Source organism: Roseofilum sp. KMC-1, assembly GCF_057802075.1.
Window position 1 is genome coordinate 2,971,934 of the sequence record NZ_CM173605.1, and the last position, 23,720, is coordinate 2,995,653.

15 protein-coding genes are annotated in these 23,720 nt (G+C 46.1%); 6 read left to right on the top strand and 9 right to left on the bottom strand.

Annotation, left to right across the window (positions count from 1 at the left end; genetic code table 11):
- Positions 1-185: 185 nt before the first annotated feature.
- Entirely contained in the window at positions 186-863 is a 678-nt protein-coding gene (rppA, locus tag AC3FZD_RS13880; RefSeq protein WP_488736607.1) for a two-component system response regulator RppA, read from the top strand.
- 15 nt (positions 864-878) lie between these two features.
- Here the strand turns inward: rppA and AC3FZD_RS13885 are convergent, their stop codons facing one another.
- Entirely contained in the window at positions 879-1,928 is a 1,050-nt protein-coding gene (locus AC3FZD_RS13885; protein ID WP_488736608.1) for a D-alanine--D-alanine ligase family protein, read from the bottom strand.
- A 148-nt stretch (positions 1,929-2,076) separates the two neighbouring features.
- Here AC3FZD_RS13885 and AC3FZD_RS13890 point away from each other — a divergent pair, with 148 nt between their 5' ends.
- Positions 2,077-2,436 (top strand): type II toxin-antitoxin system RelE/ParE family toxin, encoded by a 360-nt coding sequence (locus AC3FZD_RS13890; RefSeq protein WP_283767541.1) that lies wholly within the window; start codon positions 2,077-2,079, stop codon positions 2,434-2,436.
- Positions 2,433-2,786 (top strand): helix-turn-helix domain-containing protein, encoded by a 354-nt coding sequence (locus tag AC3FZD_RS13895; RefSeq protein ID WP_488736609.1) that lies wholly within the window; start codon positions 2,433-2,435, stop codon positions 2,784-2,786. Before AC3FZD_RS13890 ends, AC3FZD_RS13895 begins: the two co-directional genes overlap by 4 nt.
- A gap of 241 nt (positions 2,787-3,027) precedes the next feature.
- Here AC3FZD_RS13895 and gap read toward each other — a convergent pair whose 3' ends face one another.
- A complete protein-coding gene (gene gap / locus AC3FZD_RS13900) occupies positions 3,028-4,047 on the bottom strand; it encodes a type I glyceraldehyde-3-phosphate dehydrogenase (protein ID WP_488736610.1) in 1,020 nt (339 codons plus the stop codon).
- 352 nt (positions 4,048-4,399) lie between these two features.
- Positions 4,400-6,052: a phosphoenolpyruvate carboxykinase (ATP) gene (gene pckA / locus AC3FZD_RS13905; RefSeq protein WP_488736611.1), complete on the bottom strand. Its 1,653-nt coding sequence runs from the start codon at positions 6,050-6,052 to the stop codon at positions 4,400-4,402.
- Between the two features lie 731 nt (positions 6,053-6,783).
- On the opposite strand from pckA, the gene AC3FZD_RS13910 reads away from it, so the two are divergent.
- Complete coding sequence (locus tag AC3FZD_RS13910; protein ID WP_488736612.1) at positions 6,784-11,844, top strand: DUF7948 domain-containing protein; 5,061 nt, start codon at positions 6,784-6,786, stop codon at positions 11,842-11,844.
- A 213-nt stretch (positions 11,845-12,057) separates the two neighbouring features.
- Positions 12,058-12,201: a hypothetical protein gene (locus tag AC3FZD_RS13915; protein ID WP_488736613.1), complete on the top strand. Its 144-nt coding sequence runs from the start codon at positions 12,058-12,060 to the stop codon at positions 12,199-12,201.
- Between the two features lie 47 nt (positions 12,202-12,248).
- Here the strand turns inward: AC3FZD_RS13915 and AC3FZD_RS13920 are convergent, their stop codons facing one another.
- Entirely contained in the window at positions 12,249-13,355 is a 1,107-nt protein-coding gene (locus AC3FZD_RS13920; protein WP_488736614.1) for a quinone-dependent dihydroorotate dehydrogenase, read from the bottom strand.
- A 197-nt stretch (positions 13,356-13,552) separates the two neighbouring features.
- Between AC3FZD_RS13920 and AC3FZD_RS13925 the strand changes: the two genes are divergently transcribed.
- On the top strand, positions 13,553-16,417 hold the full coding sequence (locus AC3FZD_RS13925) for a GAF domain-containing protein (protein ID WP_488736615.1): 2,865 nt from the start codon (positions 13,553-13,555) through the stop codon (positions 16,415-16,417).
- On the opposite strand, the gene AC3FZD_RS13930 is transcribed toward AC3FZD_RS13925, so the two are convergent.
- The 5 genes from AC3FZD_RS13930 to AC3FZD_RS13950 form a co-directional block, all read right to left on the bottom strand.
- Positions 16,381-17,580: a nucleotidyltransferase domain-containing protein gene (locus tag AC3FZD_RS13930; RefSeq protein WP_488736616.1), complete on the bottom strand. Its 1,200-nt coding sequence runs from the start codon at positions 17,578-17,580 to the stop codon at positions 16,381-16,383. The genes AC3FZD_RS13925 and AC3FZD_RS13930 overlap by 37 nt on opposite strands.
- Positions 17,581-17,673: 93 nt before the next feature.
- The gene (locus AC3FZD_RS13935; protein WP_488740345.1) at positions 17,674-19,482 is read right to left on the bottom strand and encodes an ABC transporter ATP-binding protein; all 1,809 of its coding nucleotides are present in this window, start codon (positions 19,480-19,482) and stop codon (positions 17,674-17,676) included.
- Between the two features lies 1 nt (position 19,483).
- A complete protein-coding gene (locus AC3FZD_RS13940; protein ID WP_488736617.1) occupies positions 19,484-20,632 on the bottom strand; it encodes a 50S ribosomal protein L11 methyltransferase in 1,149 nt (382 codons plus the stop codon).
- The gene (locus AC3FZD_RS13945) at positions 20,625-21,620 is read right to left on the bottom strand and encodes a serine/threonine protein kinase (protein ID WP_488736618.1); all 996 of its coding nucleotides are present in this window, start codon (positions 21,618-21,620) and stop codon (positions 20,625-20,627) included. Before AC3FZD_RS13945 ends, AC3FZD_RS13940 begins: the two co-directional genes overlap by 8 nt.
- Before the next feature lie 175 nt (positions 21,621-21,795).
- On the bottom strand, positions 21,796-23,682 hold the full coding sequence (locus AC3FZD_RS13950) for an asparagine synthetase B family protein (protein ID WP_488736619.1): 1,887 nt from the start codon (positions 23,680-23,682) through the stop codon (positions 21,796-21,798).
- Positions 23,683-23,720 lie beyond the last annotated feature (38 nt).

Consider the following 23,720-nt stretch of genomic DNA (forward strand, 5'->3'; position numbering starts at 1 on the left):
TGAGTCCATGGCTGGATCTAGTTTAGTGGGTCTTGGGGAATGGGGGAATGGGGAGATGGGGAGATGGGGGATGGGGGGATGGGGAGATGGGGAGATGGGGAGATGGGGAGATGGGGAGATGGGGGAGTCGGAAGTAGCCCAATAATTGTTCATTGTTAATTGTTCATTGTTCATTGTTCATTCATATGAAAATTCTGTTAGTTGATGATGAAGTTGCTTTAACCGAGTCTCTCAGTCAAGTTCTCAGACGGGAAGGATATGAAGTAGATATTGCCACTGATGGAGAGCAGGGAGAGCAATTAGCCGTCAGAGGAGACTATAATTTACTCATTCTCGATTGGATGTTACCCCATCGCTCCGGGTTAGATATTTGTCAGGCGCTGCGCGATAGTCAATTATCCACTCCGGTGCTATTTCTCACGGCTAAAGATACCTTAGATGATCGCGTGATGGGACTTGATAGTGGCGCAGATGATTATATGATTAAGCCCTTTGAGTTGCGGGAATTTTTGGCTAGAGTTCGTGCTTTATTGCGTCGTTTTGCTGTGCCTAACCGTTCTGTATTGCAGGTGGAAGATTTACGGTTAGATTTGGATAATCAAATGGGCGATCGCCAAGGACGCTTAATTCCACTCTCGGAAAAAGAATGTCGTCTGCTTGCCTATTTCATGCAACATCCCGGTCAACTCCTCACCCATGACCAAATTTATCGAGCCACCTGGAATGATGATGAATCCCCCAATAGCAATGTTTTAGCCGCTCAAGTCCGTTTACTGCGGCGAAAAATCGAGTTACCCGGAGAGTCTCCCTTAATTCATAGCGTTTATGGAAAAGGCTATCGGTTTGGCTTACTCACTGATTAAAATGGGTCTAATCGGTTACCTCTCTAGGGCAAATTCAATCAACTGATGTACCAATTTGGGGAAGGGAATACTGGTATTCGCCCAGAGTTGGGGGTACATGCTGGTGGAGGTAAAGCCGGGTAGGGTGTTGATTTCGTTAATGAGGACTTCTCCTGTAGACTCAATATAGAAGAAATCTACTCTGGCTAATCCGGAGGCATCGACAGCTTGGAAGGCTTGAATCGCCATCTCTTGAATGCGATCGCTTACTTCGGATGGTAAATTAGCAGGAATGAATAGATCGGCTTTGCCGGGTGTATATTTGGTTTCGTAGTCGTAGAAGTCGCTCTCATAAGTAATTTCACCAACGACTGAGGCTTTAGGATAGTCATTGCCGAGTACCGCACATTCCACTTCTCTGGCAGTGACACCCGCTTCAATGATAATCCTACGGTCATAACTGGCGGCATTATCGAGGGCGGTTTCCAATTCTTGGCGCGATCCCACTTTAGCAATACCCACCGACGATCCCAGGTTAGCCGGTTTCACAAAACAGGGATAACCCAGCGCCTCTTCTATCTCATCGCAGAGTTTCGGAAACACACAAGGATTAGACCATACTTGAGCGCGAGTCACTGCCTTATAGTTAACTTGGGCTAAACCCGCTTGGGCAAATACCATTTTCATCGTAATTTTATCCATCCCCACCGCCGATCCCACAATTCCAGAACCCACATAGGGCACTTGCATCAGTTGCAGCAAGCCTTGAATTGAGCCATCTTCACCATTCGGCCCATGTAAAATCGGAAACCATATATCAATCTCGTTCACTTGCTGGGGAAACTCCCACAAACTCCCTACCGGTGGGATCTCTGTAGATAAGGGTATACCCGATTCCAGAACTTGGGCGGCGGTTTCTGGTTCATACCAGTAACCATCTTTACGGATATAGAAGGGAATGACTTGGTAGCGATCGCCATTTTCTCCCATTTGCAGCGCTGCGGCGATCGCCTTTGCCGAAACCATCGAAACCTCATGCTCCCCCGAACAACCCCCAAACAACAGCCCTATCCGCTTCTGGCTCATAACCCTGTTTTCCTCTCCATCTCAACAACAAAGAATTTATTATATCAATTAAAAATTAAAAAATTTAGGGATTTTCTCTTTCTCAATACTGTTGTTTCGCGATGAGATACAATATTGACACGATCGTATATATAGCCTATTCCATACTATGTTATGGGAAATCATACTTCATGCAGAGTTTGAAAAATGGTTCTTTGAACAGGAACAAGCTGTACAAGATTCAATTGCTACAGCGATTGATGTTCTTGAGGAAAAAGGGGCACAATTGGGAAGACCCTATGTTGATACACTTAAAGGCTCTGAATTTCCGAATATGAAAGAACTAAGAGTTCAACATGCTGGAGAACCTTATCGAATCATTTTTGCTTTCGATCCCAAGCGCCAAGCCGTTCTTCTCCTTGGGGGTAACAAAGCAGGAAAAAAACGATGGTATCAGATAAATATTCCCATAGCCGATCGACGATTTCGAGAATATCTAGAAGAGACAGAAGAAGGCGAATTAGTATGAGAAAATATAAAACTTATAAAGAAATAAGAAGTACCTTTTCTCCTGAGTCTCAGCAAAGAATTGCTGCGGGCGCTCAGAAAATAAAGGAGGAGCTAAGAATACTTGAAACTGTGGGAGAAATGGCCGGAATATCACCAGATGAACTGGCAGAAAGGTTCAATATAAAGCCACTTGACCTTTCACCAGTGGAGGGACAAGAAAACATTACATTCAATAAGCTTATAGCTATTATTTCCACTCTGGGGGGTTCTGTAGATATCGTCATTAATTTTCCAGAAAAAGATCCCGCACATTTTTCTGAAGTTGAGACTTTTTTGTATCCTAACGCTGTAGATTTAGGAGAGAGATGAAACTTTTAGATATACCGCTTCGCGCTAGGGCATAGGCAAAAGTCTGGTTTGATTGATCATGCTTTTAGCATTTACCCATATCCCCCATAGCAGCGCAAAGCGCTGTATCATTGCCTTTAAATCCTCAGAAAATAGGGGTTTGAACAATGACCCATTACCCATTACCCATTAAAAAATAGGGTGAGACGCGCTCACCCTATACCATACAGCATCAATAGAAAAAGAGAAGGAGAAAGATAAATTATTCCTTAGCTGCCATGGCTAAGATTAAATCTACCATGCGGTTAGAATAACCCCACTCATTGTCATACCAAGCGACAATCTTGAAGAAATTAGAGTTTAATTCAATGCCTGCGCCAGCATCAAAAATACTCGAATGGGGATCGGTGGTGAAGTCCGACGAAACAACTTCATCTTCTGTATACCTTAACACACCTTTCATTTCCCCTTCTGCCGCTTTCTGCATCGCTGCACAGATTTCAGCGTAGCTTGTGGCTTTTTCGGTCTTGAACGTTAAATCTACAACGGAAACATCAGGAGTGGGAACCCGGAAAGCCATACCCGTAAGCTTACCTTTGAGTTCCGGTAACACCAGAGTTACGGCTTTAGCCGCTCCAGTAGAAGCAGGGATAATATTTTGGGTGGCACTGCGTCCGCCGCGTAAATCTTTACGGCTGGGGCCATCAACCGTCGGTTGGGTAGCAGTCATGGCGTGAACCGTAGTCATTAGACCCTCTACCAAGCCAAAGTTATCATTAATCACCTTAGCAACGGGGGCCAAACAATTGGTGGTGCAACTGGCATTAGACACTACCGTATGTTTGCTGGGGTCGTAGCTGTTATGATTCACTCCCATTAAGAGGGTGGGGACTTTATCTGGGTCTTTTTCCTTAGTGGGGGCAGAAATCACCACCCGTTTAGCGCCCGCTTGCAGGTGGGCAGAGGCTTTTTCATAATCGGTAAATAAACCAGTGGACTCAACCACGAACTGCACCCCAGTCTCACCCCAGGGCAGTTCGGCTGGATTTTTCACCGAGTAACAGGGGATTTCTTTACCATTAACCACAATCGCCCCTTCTTTGGCTTCCACTGTGCCCTTAAATGGGCCGTGGGTAGAATCGTACTTGAGTAAGTAGGCAATACTTTCTGGAGGAACCAGGTCATTAATTCCACAAACTTCAATTTCTGGATGGGCAACGGCTATCCGAAACACTAGCCGCCCAATACGACCAAATCCATTAATACCAACTTTTACTGTCATACTGACATGACTCCTGTAATCGCAATAGGGAAATTCCTTTCCCCGATCTACTTTGACACTTCCTTTTGTGAACCCTAGCTATGGCAAGAATGTTTTAATGATCGGGTGGGAATGGGGGAATGGGGAGTGCGAGCATCTTGCTCGCTGCCATAGGGGGAATGGGGAGTGCGAGCATCTTGCTCGCTGCCATAGGGGGAATGGGGGAATGGGGAGTGCGAGCATCTTGCTCGCTGCCATAGGGGGAATGGGGGAATGGGGAGTGCGAGCATCTTGCTCGCTGCCATAGGGGGAGATGGGGGAATGGGGAGATGGGCGCACCCATTACCCATTACCCATTACCCATTAACCATTACTAATCAAGCTTTGGCCCGGCGTTGATAATTTCGGGTGTAGCAGTTTTGAAGCGTTTGAAGTTCTGGATGAACTTCTCGGCTAAGGTTTTGGCTTGGAGATCGTAAGCTTCTGGATCGCTCCAGGTATTTTTGGGGTTAAGAATCTTCGGATCGACATTGGGGATGCTCTCTGGAATCAACACCTTAAAGATGGGGTGAGGATAGAAGTTTACATCCTTGAGATTCCCATTCAAAGCTGCCCAAACCATATAGCGGGTATCTTGAATATCAAAGCGTTGACCCACACCATAGGGGCCACCTGTCCATCCGGTATTGATCAAATAAACTGAGGTGGTATCCTTATGCTCCTCTAGGCGTTGGGACAGCATCTCCCCATATACCGTGGCAGAAAGGGGCAGGAAGGGCTTACCGAAACAAGCGGAGAAGGTGGCTTCAGGTTCCGTCACACCCCGTTCTGTGCCTGCCAGTTTGCTGGTATAGCCAGACATAAAGTGATAGATGGCTTGCTCAGTTGTCAACTTAGAAATGGGAGGCAGTACGCCAAAGGCATCCGCAGTCAAAAAGATGACGGCCGTAGGATGGCCGCCAATACCCGGAATTACACAGTTGGGAATATAGTTGATGGGGTAAGCAGCGCGGGTGTTTTCCGTTAACCGGCCATCGTCATAGTCTGGAGTCCGGGTTTCTTCATCAAGGACGACGTTTTCTAAGATTGCGCCATAGCGGATAGCATCCCAAATTTCCGGTTCTTTTTCTTTCGAGAGGCGAATGGTTTTGGCGTAGCATCCCCCCTCAAAGTTGAAGATGCCATCAGAAGACCATCCATGTTCATCATCTCCAATGAGGCGACGGCTGGTGTCGGCGGAGAGGGTGGTTTTTCCGGTTCCGGAGAGTCCGAAGAATAGGGCAGTGTTACCTTCGTCATCCATGTTGGCACTACAGTGCATGGGTAGCACATCCCGCTTGGTCATGCAGTAGTTCATGTAGGAGAAGGCGGATTTTTTGATTTCCCCTGCGTAGAAGGAACCGCCGACAAGGATCAGTTTTTTAGAGAAACTAACGACGATGAAGGCTTCGCTGTTAATACCGTCAATACCGGGATCGCCTTTTAAGCCAGGGACGGCAATGATCGTGAAGTCAGCATAATGGGTGGCTAATTCTTCTGCGGTGGGGCGAATGAACATCTGATGCACGAACAGATTTTGATAGGCTAGTTCGTTGATGATTCTTACGCTCATCCGGTAGTTGGGATCGGAGCCGATATAGCCATCGAAGATGTAGAGGTCTTTGCCTTGGATATAAGCAAGAACTCGTTTGTGGAGGATGTCGAATTTTTCCGGGGATAAGCCGACGTTGACTTTGTTCCAGTGGACTTCATCATGGATGAAGGGTTCATCGACGATAAAGCGATCGTTGGGCGATCGCCCCGTATACTTGCCCGTTTCTACACACAGCGCCCCATTAGAGGCCAAAATCCCTTCTTTTCTGGCTAGGGCATGTTCCAGCAGTTTGGGAACTGCTAGGTTGCGATAGACCTTTTGCAGATTGAGAAAACCGAGTTCGCCGAGTCCGTAGTAGGGAGGACATAGATGGGGCGCTTTGCTATTGCTTTCTAGGTTGGTGGCGATCGCCTTAACTGGAGTTTGAACCATAATCTCATCTCCTTAGATTCATGTAACGTTAGTTCTTTGTAAATCTTTATGAACCCTCACTTGAATTCATTCGATTTAGAAGATTTGACTTACACTTTACCGTTAATCACCAGGAATGTTACATCAGTCTTTAATAAAAGTTATGTCGAAAAATTACTGTTTCTATAGTTTCTTGAATTAATACTAAGCAAATTCCCTTTCAAGTCATAAAAGCCTAACAAAAATTTCCCACTAATGGCTAATTTTTAATTTTCTGTAACTTAGACTACAGAAGCCAAAACCCTCGAAAACCCCAAAATTTTACCTGAATTCGCTTACGGAAAGGACTGTAACCCATAATTCCCCTACTCAATAACCATTACTCACTCCAGACTCTTCTTAAGCCCAAATCTTAAGAAAAACTAAAGTCAAGAACTCACCCAAAAACAACTCAAACTTACTTAATTAAACTCAATAATACCCTATTCTTTTAAACCATCAATATTTTATTATCTACCGTTTCCTGTCCATTAGAACAATAAAGAAGAAAAAAGAAAAAAGAAAAAATAAGTAATAATGACTTATCCCCGCGTCCCTATCATCCCCCCATTCCCCCATCCTCCCATCTCCCCACCTCCCACCCCCCACAGGCTATGATGGAAACGAACTCACGGGATTGACAAAAAAGGTCAAAACAATGGGTAAGCTTTGTTATAGTTGGTTCTGTACAAAAGGTATGGGGTGAGGACAACATGGGAATTAATAGTCAACTGCCATCAAGCACCGCACAAACACCACAAGACGACGTACTTCTAGCATCACAAGCGTTCAACGCGCCCACATCTACGTCTGTTTCTCCAGAAGCAAGGGCACAATTCACCGGCCAACGGCCCCTCAGCTTCATTCAGAATAACGGGCAAGTCGATGACTCCGTATCCTTCCATGTCCGTGATGGAGACGTAGGCGAAGTTTTCTTTACTCAACGAGAAATCGTCGTTGCTAATGGTGATGATGTCGTTCGGGCGAACTTTGTTGGTTCTAACCCCAATGCCGAAGTCAGAGGATGGGAGCAACTCCCCGGTATTGCCAACTTCTTCATCGGTAATGACCCCTCTAAATGGCGCACCAACATTGCCACCTTCGAGGGCGTATGGTACGAAGAAGTCTATGATGGCATTGACGTTAAATACTCCGGGCAAAGCGGACAAGTTAAACGGGATATCTACGTGGCTCCCGGTGCAAGTGTTGACAAGATTAAGATTGCCTACGAAAATGTCAAAGATATTCAAATTCGGGAAGATGGTTCCTTAGCTCTAATTACCGATACAGGAGAGCTGACGGAGAAAGCCCCCATTGCCTATCAAATTATTGACGGTCAGCAAGTTGATGTCGAAGTTGCTTACAAGATTTTAGAAGGGAACCAGATTGGGTTTGAAGTTGGCAGCTATGACTTCAATCATGAATTAGTCATTGACCCCATTCTGGAATACTCCAACTACTTGGGCGGCAGCGTTCGAGAAAGCCCTATAGATGGAGGTGGGCTGGTTGAAGTTGATCTACAACCGTTTATCAAGACTACGGTCGTTTTTGTGGAAGAACAACAAGTAGTAACTAATCCGATAACAGGACTACCACAAATTGTTATCATTCAACGACCAGTAACACAAACCTATAAGGAGCGTGATTATATTGCTAGTGCCGAATACTTAGCTGCTCCTGTCCCTTCAGAAGATGCTGGTTATGCGATTACCGTAGATAAATTTGGAGCCGCCTACGTTACTGGGGAAACTAGATCAGTTACATTTCCCACACGCCCAGAAGAAGATACAGAAGATCCTTTTGCTCGGCCTTTACCTGACCCCGGAGCAGGAAATGATGTTCGCGAAGCGTTTATCACCAAAATTGATAATAATGGACAACTGGTCTACTCTACCTATATAGGTGGATTAGATAAAGACCGGGCCAATGATATTGCCGTAGACAGTGCGGGGAATGCTTATATTGTTGGGGAAACCGAATCGACAGACTTCCCTGGAGCATCTGGAATTCCACAAGCTCCTCCCTTCCAAGAGTTTGCTGGCGGTTCCCAGGATGCTTTTATTCTCAAGCTCAACCCCACGGGAACCCAGATTGACTATGCTTCTTACCTCGGTGGTGCTGGGTATGAGCGCGGCTCTGGTATTGTCCTAGATAGTAATGGTTCCGCCTATATTACCGGACAAACTACATCAACCGGGTTAGGAACGGCTGGAGTATTCCAACAAAATACTAACCCCACCAATGGCAGTGATGCTTTTATTGCCAAAGTCAACGCCACCGGCAACCAGTTGGTTTACTTCACCTATATCGGGGGGCCTGGATTTGAAGAAGGGATTGGTATTGACATTGATGGAACGGGTAACGCCTATATTTCTGGTACTACCCAATCCTCCGGTTTAGCCACCTCTGGAACCTATCAAAGGAACTTAGTTGGCCCTAGTGATGTATTTGTCTCCAAAATTAACGCCGATGCCAGCCAACAACTGTATTTCTCCTACCTCGGTGGGGGTGGGGGTGATGTAGCTGCGGGTATTGCGGTAGACTCTACCGGAGCCGCTTATGTGACTGGGATTACGCCCTCGGCTGACTTCCCCACAGGGCGCAATCTAGCATCGGGACAAATTCGCAATTTTAGCCAACCCACATTCCGACCCGAGTATCAAGGGGGAGCCTTTGATGCCTTTGTCACGAAGTTTAATCCCAATGGTCAATCCTTAGCCTATTCTACATTTTTAGGGGGTACGGGTGATGAAGGAGTAGCATTCTTACCCCTAACGGCCTCCACTATTGGTTTAGACCAAGCAGGACAGGCTTATGTTGTTGGTACAACCACGTCCAGCACAAGCTTCCCGATTACATCCAATGCAGAACAGCCTAATTTTGGAGGCGGACTAACAGACGCTTTCTTAACTAAGCTGAAAGCAGATGGTTCTGATGCAATTTACTCCTCCTTTTATGGTGGCAATGGCGATGATTATGGCTATGGCGTAGCAGTCAACCAGTTTGGTGCTGCCTATACCACAGGTCAAACAGGTTCGAGTAACCTGAATCAGAACCGTACACCTCTACCTGGAAGGAGAGCAGGAATAGATTTTTCAACTGTATTAGGATACGAGTTCACCGATCCAAGTCCGGCATGGGGGCCCTATACTATTGAAGAACACCCCTTTGTTGATGTTATAACAACAGTTGATGTTGTATCTGTGCCCAACTTCAAAGATTCATTCGTCAGCAAACTCTCCTTTGAAGGGGTAATTGTCACACCCTTTGGCGGCACGTTAGACATCACCGAAGGGGGAGTCACTGACTTTATTGCCTTAGAACTCACCACGCCACCAACTGCCCCGGTTACCATTGTCCTCGCCCCCGATAACGAATCCACCATTGCCCCCAATACCGTCACCTTCACCTCTGCTAACTGGAATCGCCCCCAGGTGGTACAAGTCATTGCGGTTAATGATGCAGATGTGGAAGGAGCGCACCAGAGTAACATCAGTTTCCAAACCTTTAGCGCTGACTCCAGCTATAACCAGATTTTTGTTCCCCCAGTTGTCGCCAATGTCACCGATGACGATACCAGAGTATTTGTAGACGAAAACGAGCAGCCCGGTGGCACGAGGGGTTTACTGGTGTCTGAAAATGGAGACACCAATACCTACACTATCCGACTTGCCCAACCACCTGCTCTCAACACCACGGTGCAAGTGGTATCCTCTCCCAATGCCCAACTGACTGCGGGTGCAAATGCTAACTCTTTAGCCAATACTCCCTTTACCCTCACCTTTAGTCCCAGTGACCCTCGTACCCTCTGGAGTCGGCCCCAAACCGTCACTGTAGGCGCGGTGGATGACCTGGTGCAAGAAGGCAACCATACGGGACAATTGCAACTCTCGGTGATTAGCCAAGATGCAAGGTTTAACAATACCAACGCCATTCTGGTGAATGATACGCCGCTCACCCAACAGGAGAATCAGCGCAGCACCCTTACAGCGAATATCCTAGATAACGATCAACCAGCCATCTTTTTAACGGTTCCCACGGAGGAATTAATCACCAGTGAAGACCGCACCGGGTTTAATCTATCGGCCAGATTGGGCAGTATTCCGACGAGTAATGTGGTTATCCCCATTGTCATCAGCGACCCCACAGAAGGAAATGCCGTTCCTGCGAGTCTGACGTTTACTCCCCAAAATGCCACTCAACTGCAAACGGTGCAAATTCTGGGGGTTCCCGATGACATCATCGATGGAGACCAACCTTATGTGGTGACTGTTGCTCCAGCCCAAAGTGCTGACCCCAACTATAGCGGACGGCAAGCAGCAACTAATGAATTTAATGTCCTTAACTTGGATATTGATACGTTTGGGGTGAATGTGACTCCAGTTACGGGTCTGCGAACCTCTGAAAGTGGCACAACTCAGACGTTTGATGTGGTATTGTCGAGTAGTGAAGCGCCCCGATCCGATGTCCAGATTGACTTTAGTACCTCCAATGCAGAAGAAGGCTTAATTTCTACTGATGGCCAAAACTTTGCCGAGGATGTGTCCCTAGTCTTCAATGCCCAAAACTTTAATGTTCGCCAGACGATCACGATTAAGGGGGTTTCCGATGGTGTGGTCGATGGCAACCAAGCTTATACAATTCTCAGTACCCCCACGACTAGCACGGATACGCGGTTTAATAATGTGCCGGTGCAGAGTGTGGCGGTGATTAATGAGGATGTCGATAAGATTGGCTTGAACTTTACGCCTAGCAGTGGCTCAACGACGGTGAGTGAGGATGGGGCATCGGTGGAATATTCGGTTTCTCTGCAAAGTAGCCCCAGTTCTGATGTGGTGATTACTATTCGACCAGATGTACAAAGCTTGGTGACTCCCCCAGTGCTGACGTTTACATCAGAGAACTACAATAAGGTGCAAACCGTTAAGATTACGGGCTTTGATGACCGCATTGTGGAAGGAAACCACAGCAGCACGATTAATTTCTCGGTTGCGTCTGGAGATGCCGATTATGGTAATTTAACAATTAGCCCGGTGACGCTGACGGTTCTGGATAATGATACCAGTCGCCCCGGTATCACACCTTCACCAACTCCGGCTCCTTCTCCGTCTCCCAATTTCCCCACCTTCCCCACCTTCCCCAGTTTCCCGACGTTCCCAGGAATGGGTACACCTTCGCCAGCTCCGACTCCAGCTCCGACTCCCAGTCCTAGCCCTGCCCCCGGATCGGGAACGGGAACCGGACGCGCAACTCCTGGTAATGATATTATCGATATGGGGGCGCTTAATCTCAGTAATATTTCTGCCCTGCAAGGCAATGATGTGGTTACGGGTAGCCCGGCTAATGATTTCATTAATGGTAATGCGGGTAATGATTCCCTCTTTGGTGCGGCGGGTAATGATTTCCTCTATGGCGGTCAAGATAATGACACCCTGCGCGGCAGTAGTGGCAATGACAACCTGAATGGAGATTTCGGAAACGATTACCTGGAAGGCGGTACAGGTACAGATGCCCTCAATGGTGGTGCTGGCAATGATGTATTTGTTTTGTCTAGTAGTGGCGCGGTAACTACGGTGTTCCAAGCTGACCGGATTAAGGATTTTGGTAATGGGTTTGACTTGATTGGTTTAACAGATGGTCTGACTCAAGGGAATCTCCAGTTGATCCAAACTGGCTCGGATACGGCGATTCTGTTTAATGGTTTATATCTGGGTGTGGTGGAACGCACGACTCCAGGAGCGTTAAATAATCGCTTTATTCCCGTTTCGTTGTAAGGGTTAGTCGCCCCCCTCTCCCATGGGAGAGGGTTTTTTTTTATGGCTTGGATGGGTAGAAGCGAAGCGCTGTAATATCAATCCTAGGATTGATCGGGATCACAGCAGTTGTCTTCGCCTACAGCTAAGATTAAGGTACAGTTAAGAATTCGTTTAAGAAATCGTTAAACTATACTGCGATCGGCAACTATTTTTGCCTCTGGAGGTCGTTCTATGCTGGTATACAAACCTGAAGTCATTTCTGCTCGTCCCCATCTCTGTGGGGTAAACACCAGAGAAAATAGGGAGAAAAAGACCCTGAAGGCAGTTTGGGTTAAAGAAGGGGGTCATCTGGTTCAGCATTGGATTAAAGAATAGGACAATCCGAGTAGGGAGTATGCCCAGGATTAGCGATCGTTAATTCATCATTCATTCATGATTCCGACTGCATCAGCTAGGGTGTCTAAGCCTTGGAGATCTAACCGATCTAACAAACCCTGTAAAATTCTCTTCACCATCCAGGGGCCTTGATAGACCCAACCGGTATAGACTTGAATTAGGCTGGCTCCGGCAGTAATTTTCTGCCAAGCGTCTTCTGGGGTAAAAATGCCCCCTACGCCAATGATGGGTAACTGACCTTGGGTTTGTTGCCAAATCAGACGGATCACTTCTGTGGAGCGATCGCCCAAGGGCAGGCCGCTAATTCCTCCTTGCTCTTCCTGAATGGGAGTACCGGTTTTGGGGTTGAGCTGGGTTTTCAGGTGGCGCTTGTCAATGGTGGTGTTGGTGGCAATGATGCCGGATAACTGGTAAGTTTGGGCTAAGTGGACGATTTCGGCGATCGCCCCATCCTCAAGATCTGGGGCAATTTTCACCAATAAAGGCTTACCCTCTTGGTTTTCGGATTGAATAACCTCTAAAATAGGACTCAGTTGGCTGGCATCTTGGAGCGATCGCAAGCCAGGGGTATTGGGAGATGAGACATTGACCACAAAATAATCTCCCCAATCCTTGAGTAAACGAAAGCTCTGGCCATAATCGGCTGCCGCGTTTTCTAGGGGTGTTATCTTAGACTTACCCAAATTAATTCCAATGGGAATAGGATGGGGGGTAGGGCAATGCTGGCTATCTTTCAATCGTTCTGCCATCGCCTCAGCGCCCTGGTTATTAAATCCCATACGGTTTAAAACGGCTCGGTCTTGAGTTAAGCGAAACAAACGGGGACGGGGATTACCGGGTTGAGGATAGAAGGTGACTGTGCCGAGTTCCATCGATCCAAAACCTAAACGATCCCAAATGCCTACCGCTAGGCCGTCTTTATCATAACCGGCGGCTAATCCGACCGGGTTAGGAAAAGTTAATCCCCAGAGGGTCTGCCCAAGGCGATCGTCCGTTAATCCCAATGTTCGATCGATAAAGCTGGCATAATGGATCGTTTTTCGGTGACTGAGCCAGCTTAAGGCATGGATAACTAAGTGATGAAGATCTTCGGGATCGACTTTAAGTCCTGCAAAGATAAATTGCTCAAGCATGGTGAACACTGCCAATTTAAAGTGTGGATAATGGAGGAGAGGAGGGTAGCGTGACTCGCTTGTACAACTGATTCAAAGCAAGCCATTGTTGAGGATGGATTCACATTATTTCCTATCCATTGTTCCCTATTGACTATCCCTTGTCCATTATTGATTTGTCATTCGCCCTTATTCACTATCCCTAGAAACCTCGGTCTATGCCTCAGCAGTCCATACCGAAACAAAGCGAAAAACAACTCGTTACCCTAGGTCGAACTCTCCAAACCTTACGGGAAGAGGAAAATCTGGATGTTTTGATTGACACGACGCTCAACTATATTGAAACGGAATTTGAATATGATTTGATTTGGATTGGTTTGTATGACCGGCGAGAGCATCGCTTGTTTGGTAAGGGGGGAACTCTGCCATCAGGAGGCGATCGCGCTATTCTCAAACAGACCTTTGCCCTCAGTCCTGGAGACTTGTTCGAGCAAGTGGTGATTCAGCAAAAACCCGCCGGAGTGCCGGATTTGCGGGAAGAACGACGGGCTGGAGAATGGCGGAAGTTAGCGGAAAAATTGAATATTCAAGGGACGATTGTGTTTCCCCTGCGCTATCGGGCCCTGTGTTTTGGGGTGGTGATTTTGGGATCGACTCTGTGGGGAACTTCGCCGCGCTCCGATGAAAAGGCCCGTTTATCCATGATTTTTGGGGAGTTGGCAGCTACGTTAAATGAAATGGAAGCCAATTGGCGCAGGCAGTTGGCGAAACGGCCGGATAAACCCTTATTAGAATTATTGGATCAGTTGCGATCGCTCTCCGATTTTCGTCAACGGTTAGATGTGGTGGTGGCTAAAACCCATGAGTTTTTATCCCCGGATCGCACCAATATTTATTGGTTTGAGCGGGAACGGCGTTATTTTTGGCGCAGAACGACCAATCTTCAGAAAACCCCCAGCCAAGGGGTGGGAAATCAGGTGGCTTCTGGGATTACGGTACAAGAAGTCATCGGGTTTTATAAGGCTCTGGTAGCCGATCAGGTGGTTTCTGTGGGGGAAGCAAGGAGTTCTCTAAAGGCAGACACGACCAGTCGGTTAATGCAGCAAATTAAGGCTCGCTCCCTGTTAGCAGCTCCCATTATCTATCAAAATGAGTTACTGGGATTTTTGGCGATCGAGGGCAATGAACCTCGGATCTGGGAGGAGGCGGAACGCAGTTATGTGCGTGGGGTAGCCCAGTTGATCGCTCTGATGGCTCCCCTAGAGGCGATGGAAGCAGCAGTGGAGCGCACGAAACAAGACCAGGCACTGACAGCAGAATTGGTGCGTTCGATTTCTTCTGAGGAGGATTGGCGACAGACTCTGGATCATTGTGCCCATTTATTGTGCGATCGCCTGGGGGTAGAGCGGTTTTTAGTGCTGCTCTACGATCGCGATAAGAATTATTTTGATATTGTTTGTCAAAGTCAACCGGCTAACCGTCGCCCGGTTCCTTCTCCTTTGGCAGTTCCCGATCCCCAGGACTGGGAGCAGCTCGAAAAGTCGAGATCGGCGATCCCGATTGAGAATTGGGAGGAAGATGGGCAATTGATGACTTGGCAACCCCTGTTTACCCAGGTGGGGATTAAGAGTGTTTTACTCTGTAATACGGCGATCGGCCATGAGATGGAAGGGGTATTGATGGTGGCCCATGATGTGGCTCGCACTTGGGATAGTGCAGAATTAGAATTGGTGCGGGTAGTGGCCCAACAGTTGGGATTGATTCTCCATCAATGGCAATTAAATAGTCTTCAACAACAACAGGAAAAGCTACAATCTTTGATTCAATGGGGACAAACGGCAATTGGGTCTAGGGGCAATGGCTCGGAAACCCTGGAGGGGGAGGCAATCCGGCAAATTGCCCAGGCGTTTAAAGTTCCCCTGGCGCTAAAAATCAGTTGGTCTTTGCAGAGTCCTCATCTGGGCCGTATTACCAGCGTTCAAGTCACGAGCAGCGAGTTTAGTATACAGACGAAAGGGAAGATCGATGTGGCTCACGATCCCTTGTTGCGAGCGGTTTTAGCCAGTCCAGAGGTTTATCAGGTTTCTGCGGATGCTCTTTCTCCTGTGACTCACCAGTGGTTGACGGGATCGGGAATTGGGGAGATTGCGGCGATCGCCTTTCGAGCTGATAAACAGGCTACTCCTACGGGGATTATTATACTGGCAGATGCTCCCGGTCGCTTGTGGTCAGAGCGCTATCTGACGGCATTGGAAATTATGGTACACCAATTGGCTTGGTCTGGGCGGATCATAGAACTACAAACTTACTTTGAAGTTCAGCAAGATCGAACGCAAAAATTGAATTGGTATAAGCAACGGCGAAGTGAGCTGACCTATCGTAAATTGAGTACGGAATTAAAAAAGCTGGCGAGTTTGGGGACTCCCAAGGATGCTCTGACTCTTACTCGTTATCAGCAAGGATTGCGATCGATTAATGCCACATTGGGGAATTTGGCGCAAATGCTCAAAGATGAGCAATGGGAATTGCATTGGTATCAGATGGCCATGCCTTTAGTGAGTTTAATTAAACGGGCGATCGAACGGGTAGATGTTTTGGTGAAAAAGCGAGAGCTATTTATTCGCGTGCAGGGACAAACAGGAGCATTTAATTTAATCGGCGATGTGATGAAAATTGAGTTGATTTTTCACGAAATCTTAGGGATTACCTGTAAAATGGCCAAGGTTAAAGAACAGGTGGATATTTGGTGTAATGGCATTTCTCAGACTGAACTTCCCCCTGCTCAGGGGAGAATAGCGAAGCATTTGCGGCAAGACTCCACGAGTCAACTGAAACCGGTTTTATTATTTGATGTCTCGATTGTTTGTCCTACGGTATTAGAACCAGAGTTAATTGCAGAGTTGCAACAGGGGCGATCTGCTGATTTATTGAGTCCCTCTTTACTGGATCAACCCCCCGGCTTATATTTGCTCATTTGCCAATCCCTGATTCGGAGTTTGGGGGGATATTTTAATACTTACTCTTTGGAGAACGAGCAAGTGATGTTTCAGTTATTATTACCGGTAGAACCGAGTAATGATTGAGGTTTCAGCCAGGGGGGGCAATACTTCCAGAGTAACCGTAGCAGTCGTAAGGGATAATAGAGGAAGAATAAACCGGAGGGTAAGTCCAGTATTTCCCACTCTAGAGGTGTTGGTGTTACTACATAGTCTAACCAGTACCAGAGGCGATCGCGCCCTGAATCCATCGTTTGTACATAAATTTGTCCCATTAATCTCAGTCTACTCTCATCAGATTGACCGTTAAACCATTGTGCTTCTATTAATTCTCCTAACTCCTGAATTTTAGAATTACGCTCTAATCTTTTCAGCCAATCTTCAGGAATCGGCGCATCTAAATAAGTGTGAGCTAACCCTAAACCCAATTCTAACATGGTTTGCGTGCCTAAATGACCCACTTGCCCCTCAATCCATAGCCAATCTAAATCTTGATGTCGATTCAACAGTTCCCCAATATCACACACCCAAGATAAATGAGACCAATCATGTTTTGCTCCATGAACACATAAAAATAATAACAAAGCTTCTGGCGATAACGTAAGAATCGTTTGATTAGCTAATTTTACTCGATCTTGATAGGTTTCATCTTCCCAAATCAATTGGGGATTTTCGTGAAACGAGAGCGCCGAAGAAATTAATGACCAATGCAAATCAATACTGAGATCTTTTTCTGATGAATAAAAGTTATGCTCCGGGCGAATTTGAGTATAGCGATTTTCTTGCCATCCCTTAAACTGAAACTGAGGCAGATAACCCTGTTGAGTTAAAATTTTTGAGGCTTGACTCACAGACTTTTGAGGGATTAAAATATCTAAATCAATAAACTGCCTCAATCCCAGATTTTGATAAGCCACTTGAGCTAAAACTGGCCCCTTAAACGCCAACACTGGAATTGTTTCTGCCTCAAAAAGTTGAATGATTTTAATCAGTTCTTGGGTTAGGGATAAGTTGTGATAGGCATTTTGTTTAAATTGGGTATGGATGACTTGAAAAAAATTGGGATCGACGAAATCCTTAAATTCTTTGATTGTCCAGTAAAATAGGGGGATTAATCCATGATAGTTAATCCAATCGAAGATATAATTCCAATCGATATCCCTGGAAAGTAATTCTAGAATTTTGTCTTTATTTTCACCCGAATGGTACGTGCGAGCGCAGTTCAAAATCAGTTCATTTTCAAGACGCATTGTTAATATCCTCTCCCTATTTTTAAGCTTGTGATTCTAGTAGGGTAGGCACTGCCCACTCTACCTCTGTAAGGAGAAAAAGAGTTATAATATTTATCGATAATAGTGAGCTTGAGTATTAAAGAGTGTAGCATAGATCCCCGATCTTTCCATTAACTGTCTGTGATTTCCTGTTTCTACAATTTTACCCTCTTTTAAAACTAAAATTCGGTCAGCAAATTTCACCGTTGACAGACGATGACTAATGATGATAGACGTTCGCTTTTGCGTCAGTTGATTCAACTGTTCTAAGATTTCTGCTTCTGCTTGCGGATCTAAGGCACTGGTGGGTTCATCTAAGATTAAAATGGGGTGATTTTGGCGCAGAAAAGATCGGGCGATCGCCACTTTTTGCCATTCCCCAATACTTAGTTCTTCTCCATTAATAAATTGTTTCCCTAAAATGGTATCATATCCTTGGGGAAGTTTCAAAATTGTCGGCTCAATTTTTGCCCATTGAGCCGCTTGCTGAATTGGGGCCAAATTATCCCAGTGCTGAATATCTCCGACACCAATATTCTCTTGCGCCGTTAAATGATAATGGGCATAATCTTGAAAGACAATACTAATATTTTTTCTGATTTCACTGGGAGATAAATCTCGCAGATCGATCCCATCTAAGCGAATTGCACCAGCCGTCGGATCGTAGAGGCGACATAATAGTTTAATTAAGGTAGTTTTTCCGGCTCCATTTTCCCCTACAATGGCGATGGTTTCTCCCGGTTCAATGGTAAAATTAAGCTGTTCGAGAACCGAGCGTTCACTGCGAGGATAGGAAAAACTAACTCGATCGAATTCGATTCTGCCTTCAAGAGTTGCCGGAAGTTGAGCTGGTTTTATAGGTTCAACAATCATCGGCTTGAGGTCGAGAAATTGGTAAAAGTTGGCAAGGAATAAACTGTTTTCATACAAAGAAGCCAAGTAACTTAAACTTTCTCGCAGTAAGGTTTGTCCCCGTTGAAAGGCTTGATAGTACATCACTAAAGAGCCAATGGTAATTGCACCCATTAATGCCCGATCTGCCATCAGTGCAAAGGCGGTAAAAACGGCTAGGGTGGCACTACTTTGGGTGATACTTTCGGCAAAGGAACGACGAGCAGATAGGGATATTCTTTGCTGACGAATGGCTTGACGCAGGGTATTAAATCGTCGCCCAAATAGTTCGCCTAAGTCAAATAAGCGGATTTCTTTGGCATGATCGACTTGGGTGATTAAGGTACTATAGTAATGGGCCATGCGCTCTTGGGGAGTCCATTGTTGCCATTGCTGATAAAGCTGTTGGGAAAATCGGAGCCGGACGAGAAAAACGGGGATAGCGGCGATAATGAGGATGAGGGCGATCGCCCAATCAAAGGAAAATAGGAGCAATCCAATGCCAATTAAGGATAAACTGCTATTGCCTAATTGGATCAGTCGGTTTAGAATTAAAGGTGGACGGTAAGATGCGTCGGTCTGTGCCTGATGAAAGATATCGTAGTATTGGGCATTTTCGTAGTATTCTAAATCCACTTCAACCGACTTAGCGTGGAGCAGATTTTGCACGTAGTCGGTGACAATTTGAGATTGTGCTTCGCTTACCCATCCGGCTAAAGATATCAGTCCATCGCCAATAATTGCTACGAATGCAGCAATGGCAATCAGCAGGAGTACCGGTTTTAGGGAGGTTTGGGGAGTGGAAATGCCTTCGGTGATGCGATCAATAATCAGTTTGGTGAGGTAGAGGGAAGCTAGGGGTAGCACCGATTGCAGGAAGACGAGGACAATGTTCGCCAGCGTTAGCTTGGGGGTACTCTCCCAAACCAACTGCACCGCTTTTCTCAGATAGAGCAAGCGCTGCAATCGAGAGGCGATCGCCGCTATCATCCTATTCACTGTACACTGTTGAGAATTGCCCCACCCGTGTTAGAGCCTCTTTCGGAGTAGAAAACGCCTCTGGAAATTGCTCCATTAACACTCCTGCAATCTCGCTCACCGGTTTTCCTTGCCCCATAGATGCTAAAACCACTTGCGCGATTTTACCATCTTGATTCAACTTGGGTACAAAATTCCCTGCCTGCTTCCGCAACTGCTGAGGAGAAAGAGATTCGGCAAAAAATGTAGACTGCTTAAATTGAGCTTTACACTGGCTTTCCTTCCCTTGCTCTAACACCTGAGTATCCCAACGAAAGATATAGCTACTATTTACCAAATTAGCTTGTAAATTCACGGAAACAGTATCGCCCAAATGAATATCAACCGGCTCTAAAAAGGGGAAAAACGCCGTCCCATACACCAATTCCGGCATTCCTGGAGCCGTGGAAAAGCCAATGCTATCAATCAAGGTGGCATCAAACCATACACTCAACCCATGGGCAGTGCCACTGCGCGACGGTTTAAAGAGGATCTGATTGCCTACATTCGGATTCTCAATAGTTTGATAATTCAATGTTGCCCAAAGTTGCGGTTGTGCCAATAATTGGGAAGGCATTACCCAGCCTTTTCCCCAAACATTATTGACGATCTTTTTCGCCGCATTCATATTAAAGCCATAGCAATAGTTATCCCAAGGATCGTTAATTTTATTCCACCAATTGGGCGCTTCTACCACACTCACCCAGATGTTATCCTGTTGGGGAATTAACACGCCTCCAGGACGTAATAATCGCGTTCTCGCGTCAGCTAAAGAGCCAATATGTTGCTGAAATAAAGGTAAAATTCCCCGCAAGTCGGAGATGATCACATCGGCTAATTCGGGTAATTCTACTTTAGTGGATAAATCTTGGATAAATTCAATTTTATCGCTATAGCCATTCGCAACTGCCGCCTGTTTTGCCACTTCGATCGCCGGATTTGTTTCAATGGCGTAGACTTTCTTGGCTCCAAATTGACAGGCAAGCAGGGCAAATATACCGGTTCCCGTGCCAATATCGAGGACAACACAACCGGGGGTAATGGATTGTTTCAGAGCTTGCGTATAGGCTTCCATGCGGCCGCGATCGCCGATCATGGAGCCATAACCCGATACACTATACATGGGATAAGTTCTCTAAAATCACAGATGGAATGTTGAATAAATGCTCAGAGTCAGGGTGAGCATTCAGTTGATAAACCGGTACTTGATTGACGGTATGGCTGAGAAACTGAAACTCCTGTTCGCGCATGGTTTTATCGAGGAGTAAGTTAGCGTAGGTATTGGCAATCAAGTCAATTAAGGCTTTGCTTTTTGGCAGTTGTGTGAGCGCTGGTATGGGAGAAGAACCGGTGCGATCGCCTAAAATATAAATGCCAGCTAGAGGTAGGGGAGTTTCCTGAAACTTATATTTATCTTGATTCAAGTCGAGATAGGCTTTATCCCAAGTGGGGTTAGTAGGAACAAGACGAGGCAGTGCATCGGGGTTGTTGTAGAGGATCTCCACAGAAGAGGGCCAAAGTCTGAGTCGGGGATAAGCAGGCTGAACTAGAATCTGGTTATCTTGGTCTACCAAAGCCACGATATCATCAGAAAGAATAGGATAGCCTAACTCCGCAAAAGCTGCCGCAGTCGTGGATTTTCCTGCACCAGAATGACCGACGAGTGCGATCGCCCGATCTCCAACGGCGATCGCGCTTGCATGAAGACAGGTTACTCCCCGCAAACGCAAAACCAGGCCTATCACTGGGCCCAGCAAATAAGTGGCTGTATCCTCTAGGGTGAGGTTTTCTGGCCAGGTTCCCCAGACTTCAGTTCCTTTACGGTCTATGATGAACTGAGTTCCGTCATCATAGGTTAACCGCAGATAAGATCCTCCTAGAAGTTCCTCAACTATCCACAGGGGATTGCCTGTTTCTGTTTGGTATGAACTGACAGACCAAACCAGTAAACCTTGTTGCAATGATTGATTTAACCAACAGGGCTGACTATTCAACCAAACTTCTAAATCAATCTTTTTAAGGACAGAATATTCAGTTAAACCTGGAAGTGGATAGTGAGACTTTACTGACAAGCCAAACAAACGGTAAAAAGCCACCAAGCTAACAACCAAGAGTCTAAATCGCTATCCATTATAGCCAGTTTTGTTATTCATACCCACCATTGGTGCGCCACCGGCATAATTATCTAAGAGTTGAGGGCTAGTCTCATTATTCTGTTGAGTTAATTGGCTAATGTCACCATAGACAATTATCTTAGGTGTACTGTAAAGCTTCTTCAACATTCTGTTAGACTGCGAGTGTGAGTTCATTTGAAATCTCCTGTGCTAATTTTTCTGGAACTGATTGGAAATGCTGCAACCAATGATTTAAGCTGATCGGACGTAGATTAACCCAGGCTTCAGCAGTATTGGCTGAAATTCCGCAAATGGGGTCAATCCCATCCCTACAAATGTATTTCGACAGGTTAGGTGTAGATTGAAAATTATCTAACCATACCATTTCTGGCTGACGTAATAATAAGGACATATTATCACCAAGAGCAGGTGTTTTCGGGCGGATTCTTACCTGCCTAGGCAAGTAATGTGTCATAGACACTCGTAAAAGTTCTTTAAAAAGCATCCATGGTATTACTGGTATAGACAACAAAAATAGAGCTAATCGTATATCATAAAAAGGGTATCTCGCTTCTATTATCGTCTTGGTCACACCGCAATCCCAACTTTCCATCGAATACTGAAGATGTAATGCAGTAAGACGAGCATAGGCATCTGGCCGAACTTCGTGTATCAATTGCCCCTTATTTGGGGTAAAAACTGTTTCCCATCTCCTCTTCAAATTTAATTCCTGCTCTACATCAGGATTAATCCATCTTGGATAGGGAGGTCTCCAAGAAGACATACCCAGTCTTTCCTTGATCCGAGCGCGTATTCCTGGTTGGGGGAAACACCCATGAGACTTCCAATAGCTAAACCATTCTGTGAACAACGTTCTAATTTGGCCCGATTTAATTAGATGTAATCCATAATGGTAAGCTCCTTGATTAGAAAATACCGCATCTCCACCTTCACCCCCTAAGACGACTCGACTTTTTGTAATGAGCAATTTATCATCTTCAGTGTTCCTGCGAGTGAGAGAAATTACACTAGGTTCCGGGGTACACCCTTCTATCTCTTCAACTCCTTTGCACACCTCCAAATCATCAGCAACTTGGTAGTGGATGGGAATGTCTAGATGTTGGGCGACTAAACCGGAGTAGTAGCGCTCTTCATCGGGAAGGAGACGGTCGAAGACAGTGGTGTAGGCTCTGAGGTCGTAGGTGGGGTAAGATTTGGTGAGGAGTTCTTTGGCGATCGCCGTTACACTGGTAGAATCTAATCCTCCACTCATGTAAACTGCGACTTTATTGGTTCTCAGTCGATCGCCGACTGCCAACCGCATTAAGTCCAAAAACTGCTCTACATACTCTTCATCCCGTTTATACCGGATATAGCCATCCGTGGGCAATGTCCAGTATCTCTCCACCTTAAAGCTCTCTGGAGTCCAGATTAACCGATGGGCAGCAGGCAGGCGTTGAATATCGGCAAAGGCGCTGGTATCCACTTCCTGATTATAGCCGAATAGCAAAAAGTCGGCGATCGCCAAATCGTTGAGTTTATCCGATACAGACGGATGCAATCTCACACAATTGAGCGTATTACTCAGCACCAACTCCTTACCTAAATTAGCGTAGAAAAACGGTTTTACCCCAAAATGGTCTCTGGCGCAAAACAAACGCTGTTCTGGCTCATCCCAGATGGCGAAGGCAAAATCCCCAATCAAGCGATCCAGACAATCGATACCCCAAACCAGATAGGCATGGAGGATCAGATTCGGATCGGGAGTATTTAAGTCAACCGGTTCTCCTCGGTCTTGAAGACTTTGGATCAACTCTTTGCGACCATCCACCCGCGCATCCGCTACAATCCACACCCGTTGATCTACCGTTAGAGGCTGGGTTTCGTTCGCCGATTCGTCAGTCGTCCTCAGCAGGGTATGGCCAAACCCAACAGAACCCTCTGCCCAAATTCTCTGGACATCCGGCCCCCGGAAGGTCATATATCCTGTCATCCTTGCCAAGAGTTCCCGGTCAACCAGGGCCCGATCGGCATTGACGATTCCTACGATTCCGCTCACTTGCTTCACCTCGATATGGTGTTTAAACGGAGTAATGG

What these genes read in the sequence shown, in the direction of transcription:
- AC3FZD_RS13885 (WP_488736608.1), bottom strand. Translation starts at nt 1,928, where the DNA reads ATGAGCCAGAAGCGGATAGGGCTGTTGTTTGGGGGTTGTTCGGGGGAG.
- pckA (WP_488736611.1), bottom strand. Translation starts at nt 6,052, where the DNA reads ATGGTTCAAACTCCAGTTAAGGCGATCGCCACCAACCTAGAAAGCAAT.
- AC3FZD_RS13940 (WP_488736617.1), bottom strand. Translation starts at nt 20,632, where the DNA reads ATGTATAGTGTATCGGGTTATGGCTCCATGATCGGCGATCGCGGCCGC.
- AC3FZD_RS13915 (WP_488736613.1), top strand. Translation starts at nt 12,058, where the DNA reads ATGCTGGTATACAAACCTGAAGTCATTTCTGCTCGTCCCCATCTCTGT.
- gap (WP_488736610.1), bottom strand. Translation starts at nt 4,047, where the DNA reads ATGACAGTAAAAGTTGGTATTAATGGATTTGGTCGTATTGGGCGGCTA.
- AC3FZD_RS13935 (WP_488740345.1), bottom strand. Translation starts at nt 19,482, where the DNA reads ATGATAGCGGCGATCGCCTCTCGATTGCAGCGCTTGCTCTATCTGAGA.
- AC3FZD_RS13920 (WP_488736614.1), bottom strand. Translation starts at nt 13,355, where the DNA reads ATGCTTGAGCAATTTATCTTTGCAGGACTTAAAGTCGATCCCGAAGAT.
- AC3FZD_RS13890 (WP_283767541.1), top strand. Translation starts at nt 2,077, where the DNA reads ATGTTATGGGAAATCATACTTCATGCAGAGTTTGAAAAATGGTTCTTT.
- AC3FZD_RS13925 (WP_488736615.1), top strand. Translation starts at nt 13,553, where the DNA reads ATGCCTCAGCAGTCCATACCGAAACAAAGCGAAAAACAACTCGTTACC.
- AC3FZD_RS13895 (WP_488736609.1), top strand. Translation starts at nt 2,433, where the DNA reads ATGAGAAAATATAAAACTTATAAAGAAATAAGAAGTACCTTTTCTCCT.
- rppA (WP_488736607.1), top strand. Translation starts at nt 186, where the DNA reads ATGAAAATTCTGTTAGTTGATGATGAAGTTGCTTTAACCGAGTCTCTC.
- AC3FZD_RS13910 (WP_488736612.1), top strand. Translation starts at nt 6,784, where the DNA reads ATGGGAATTAATAGTCAACTGCCATCAAGCACCGCACAAACACCACAA.
- AC3FZD_RS13930 (WP_488736616.1), bottom strand. Translation starts at nt 17,580, where the DNA reads ATGCGTCTTGAAAATGAACTGATTTTGAACTGCGCTCGCACGTACCAT.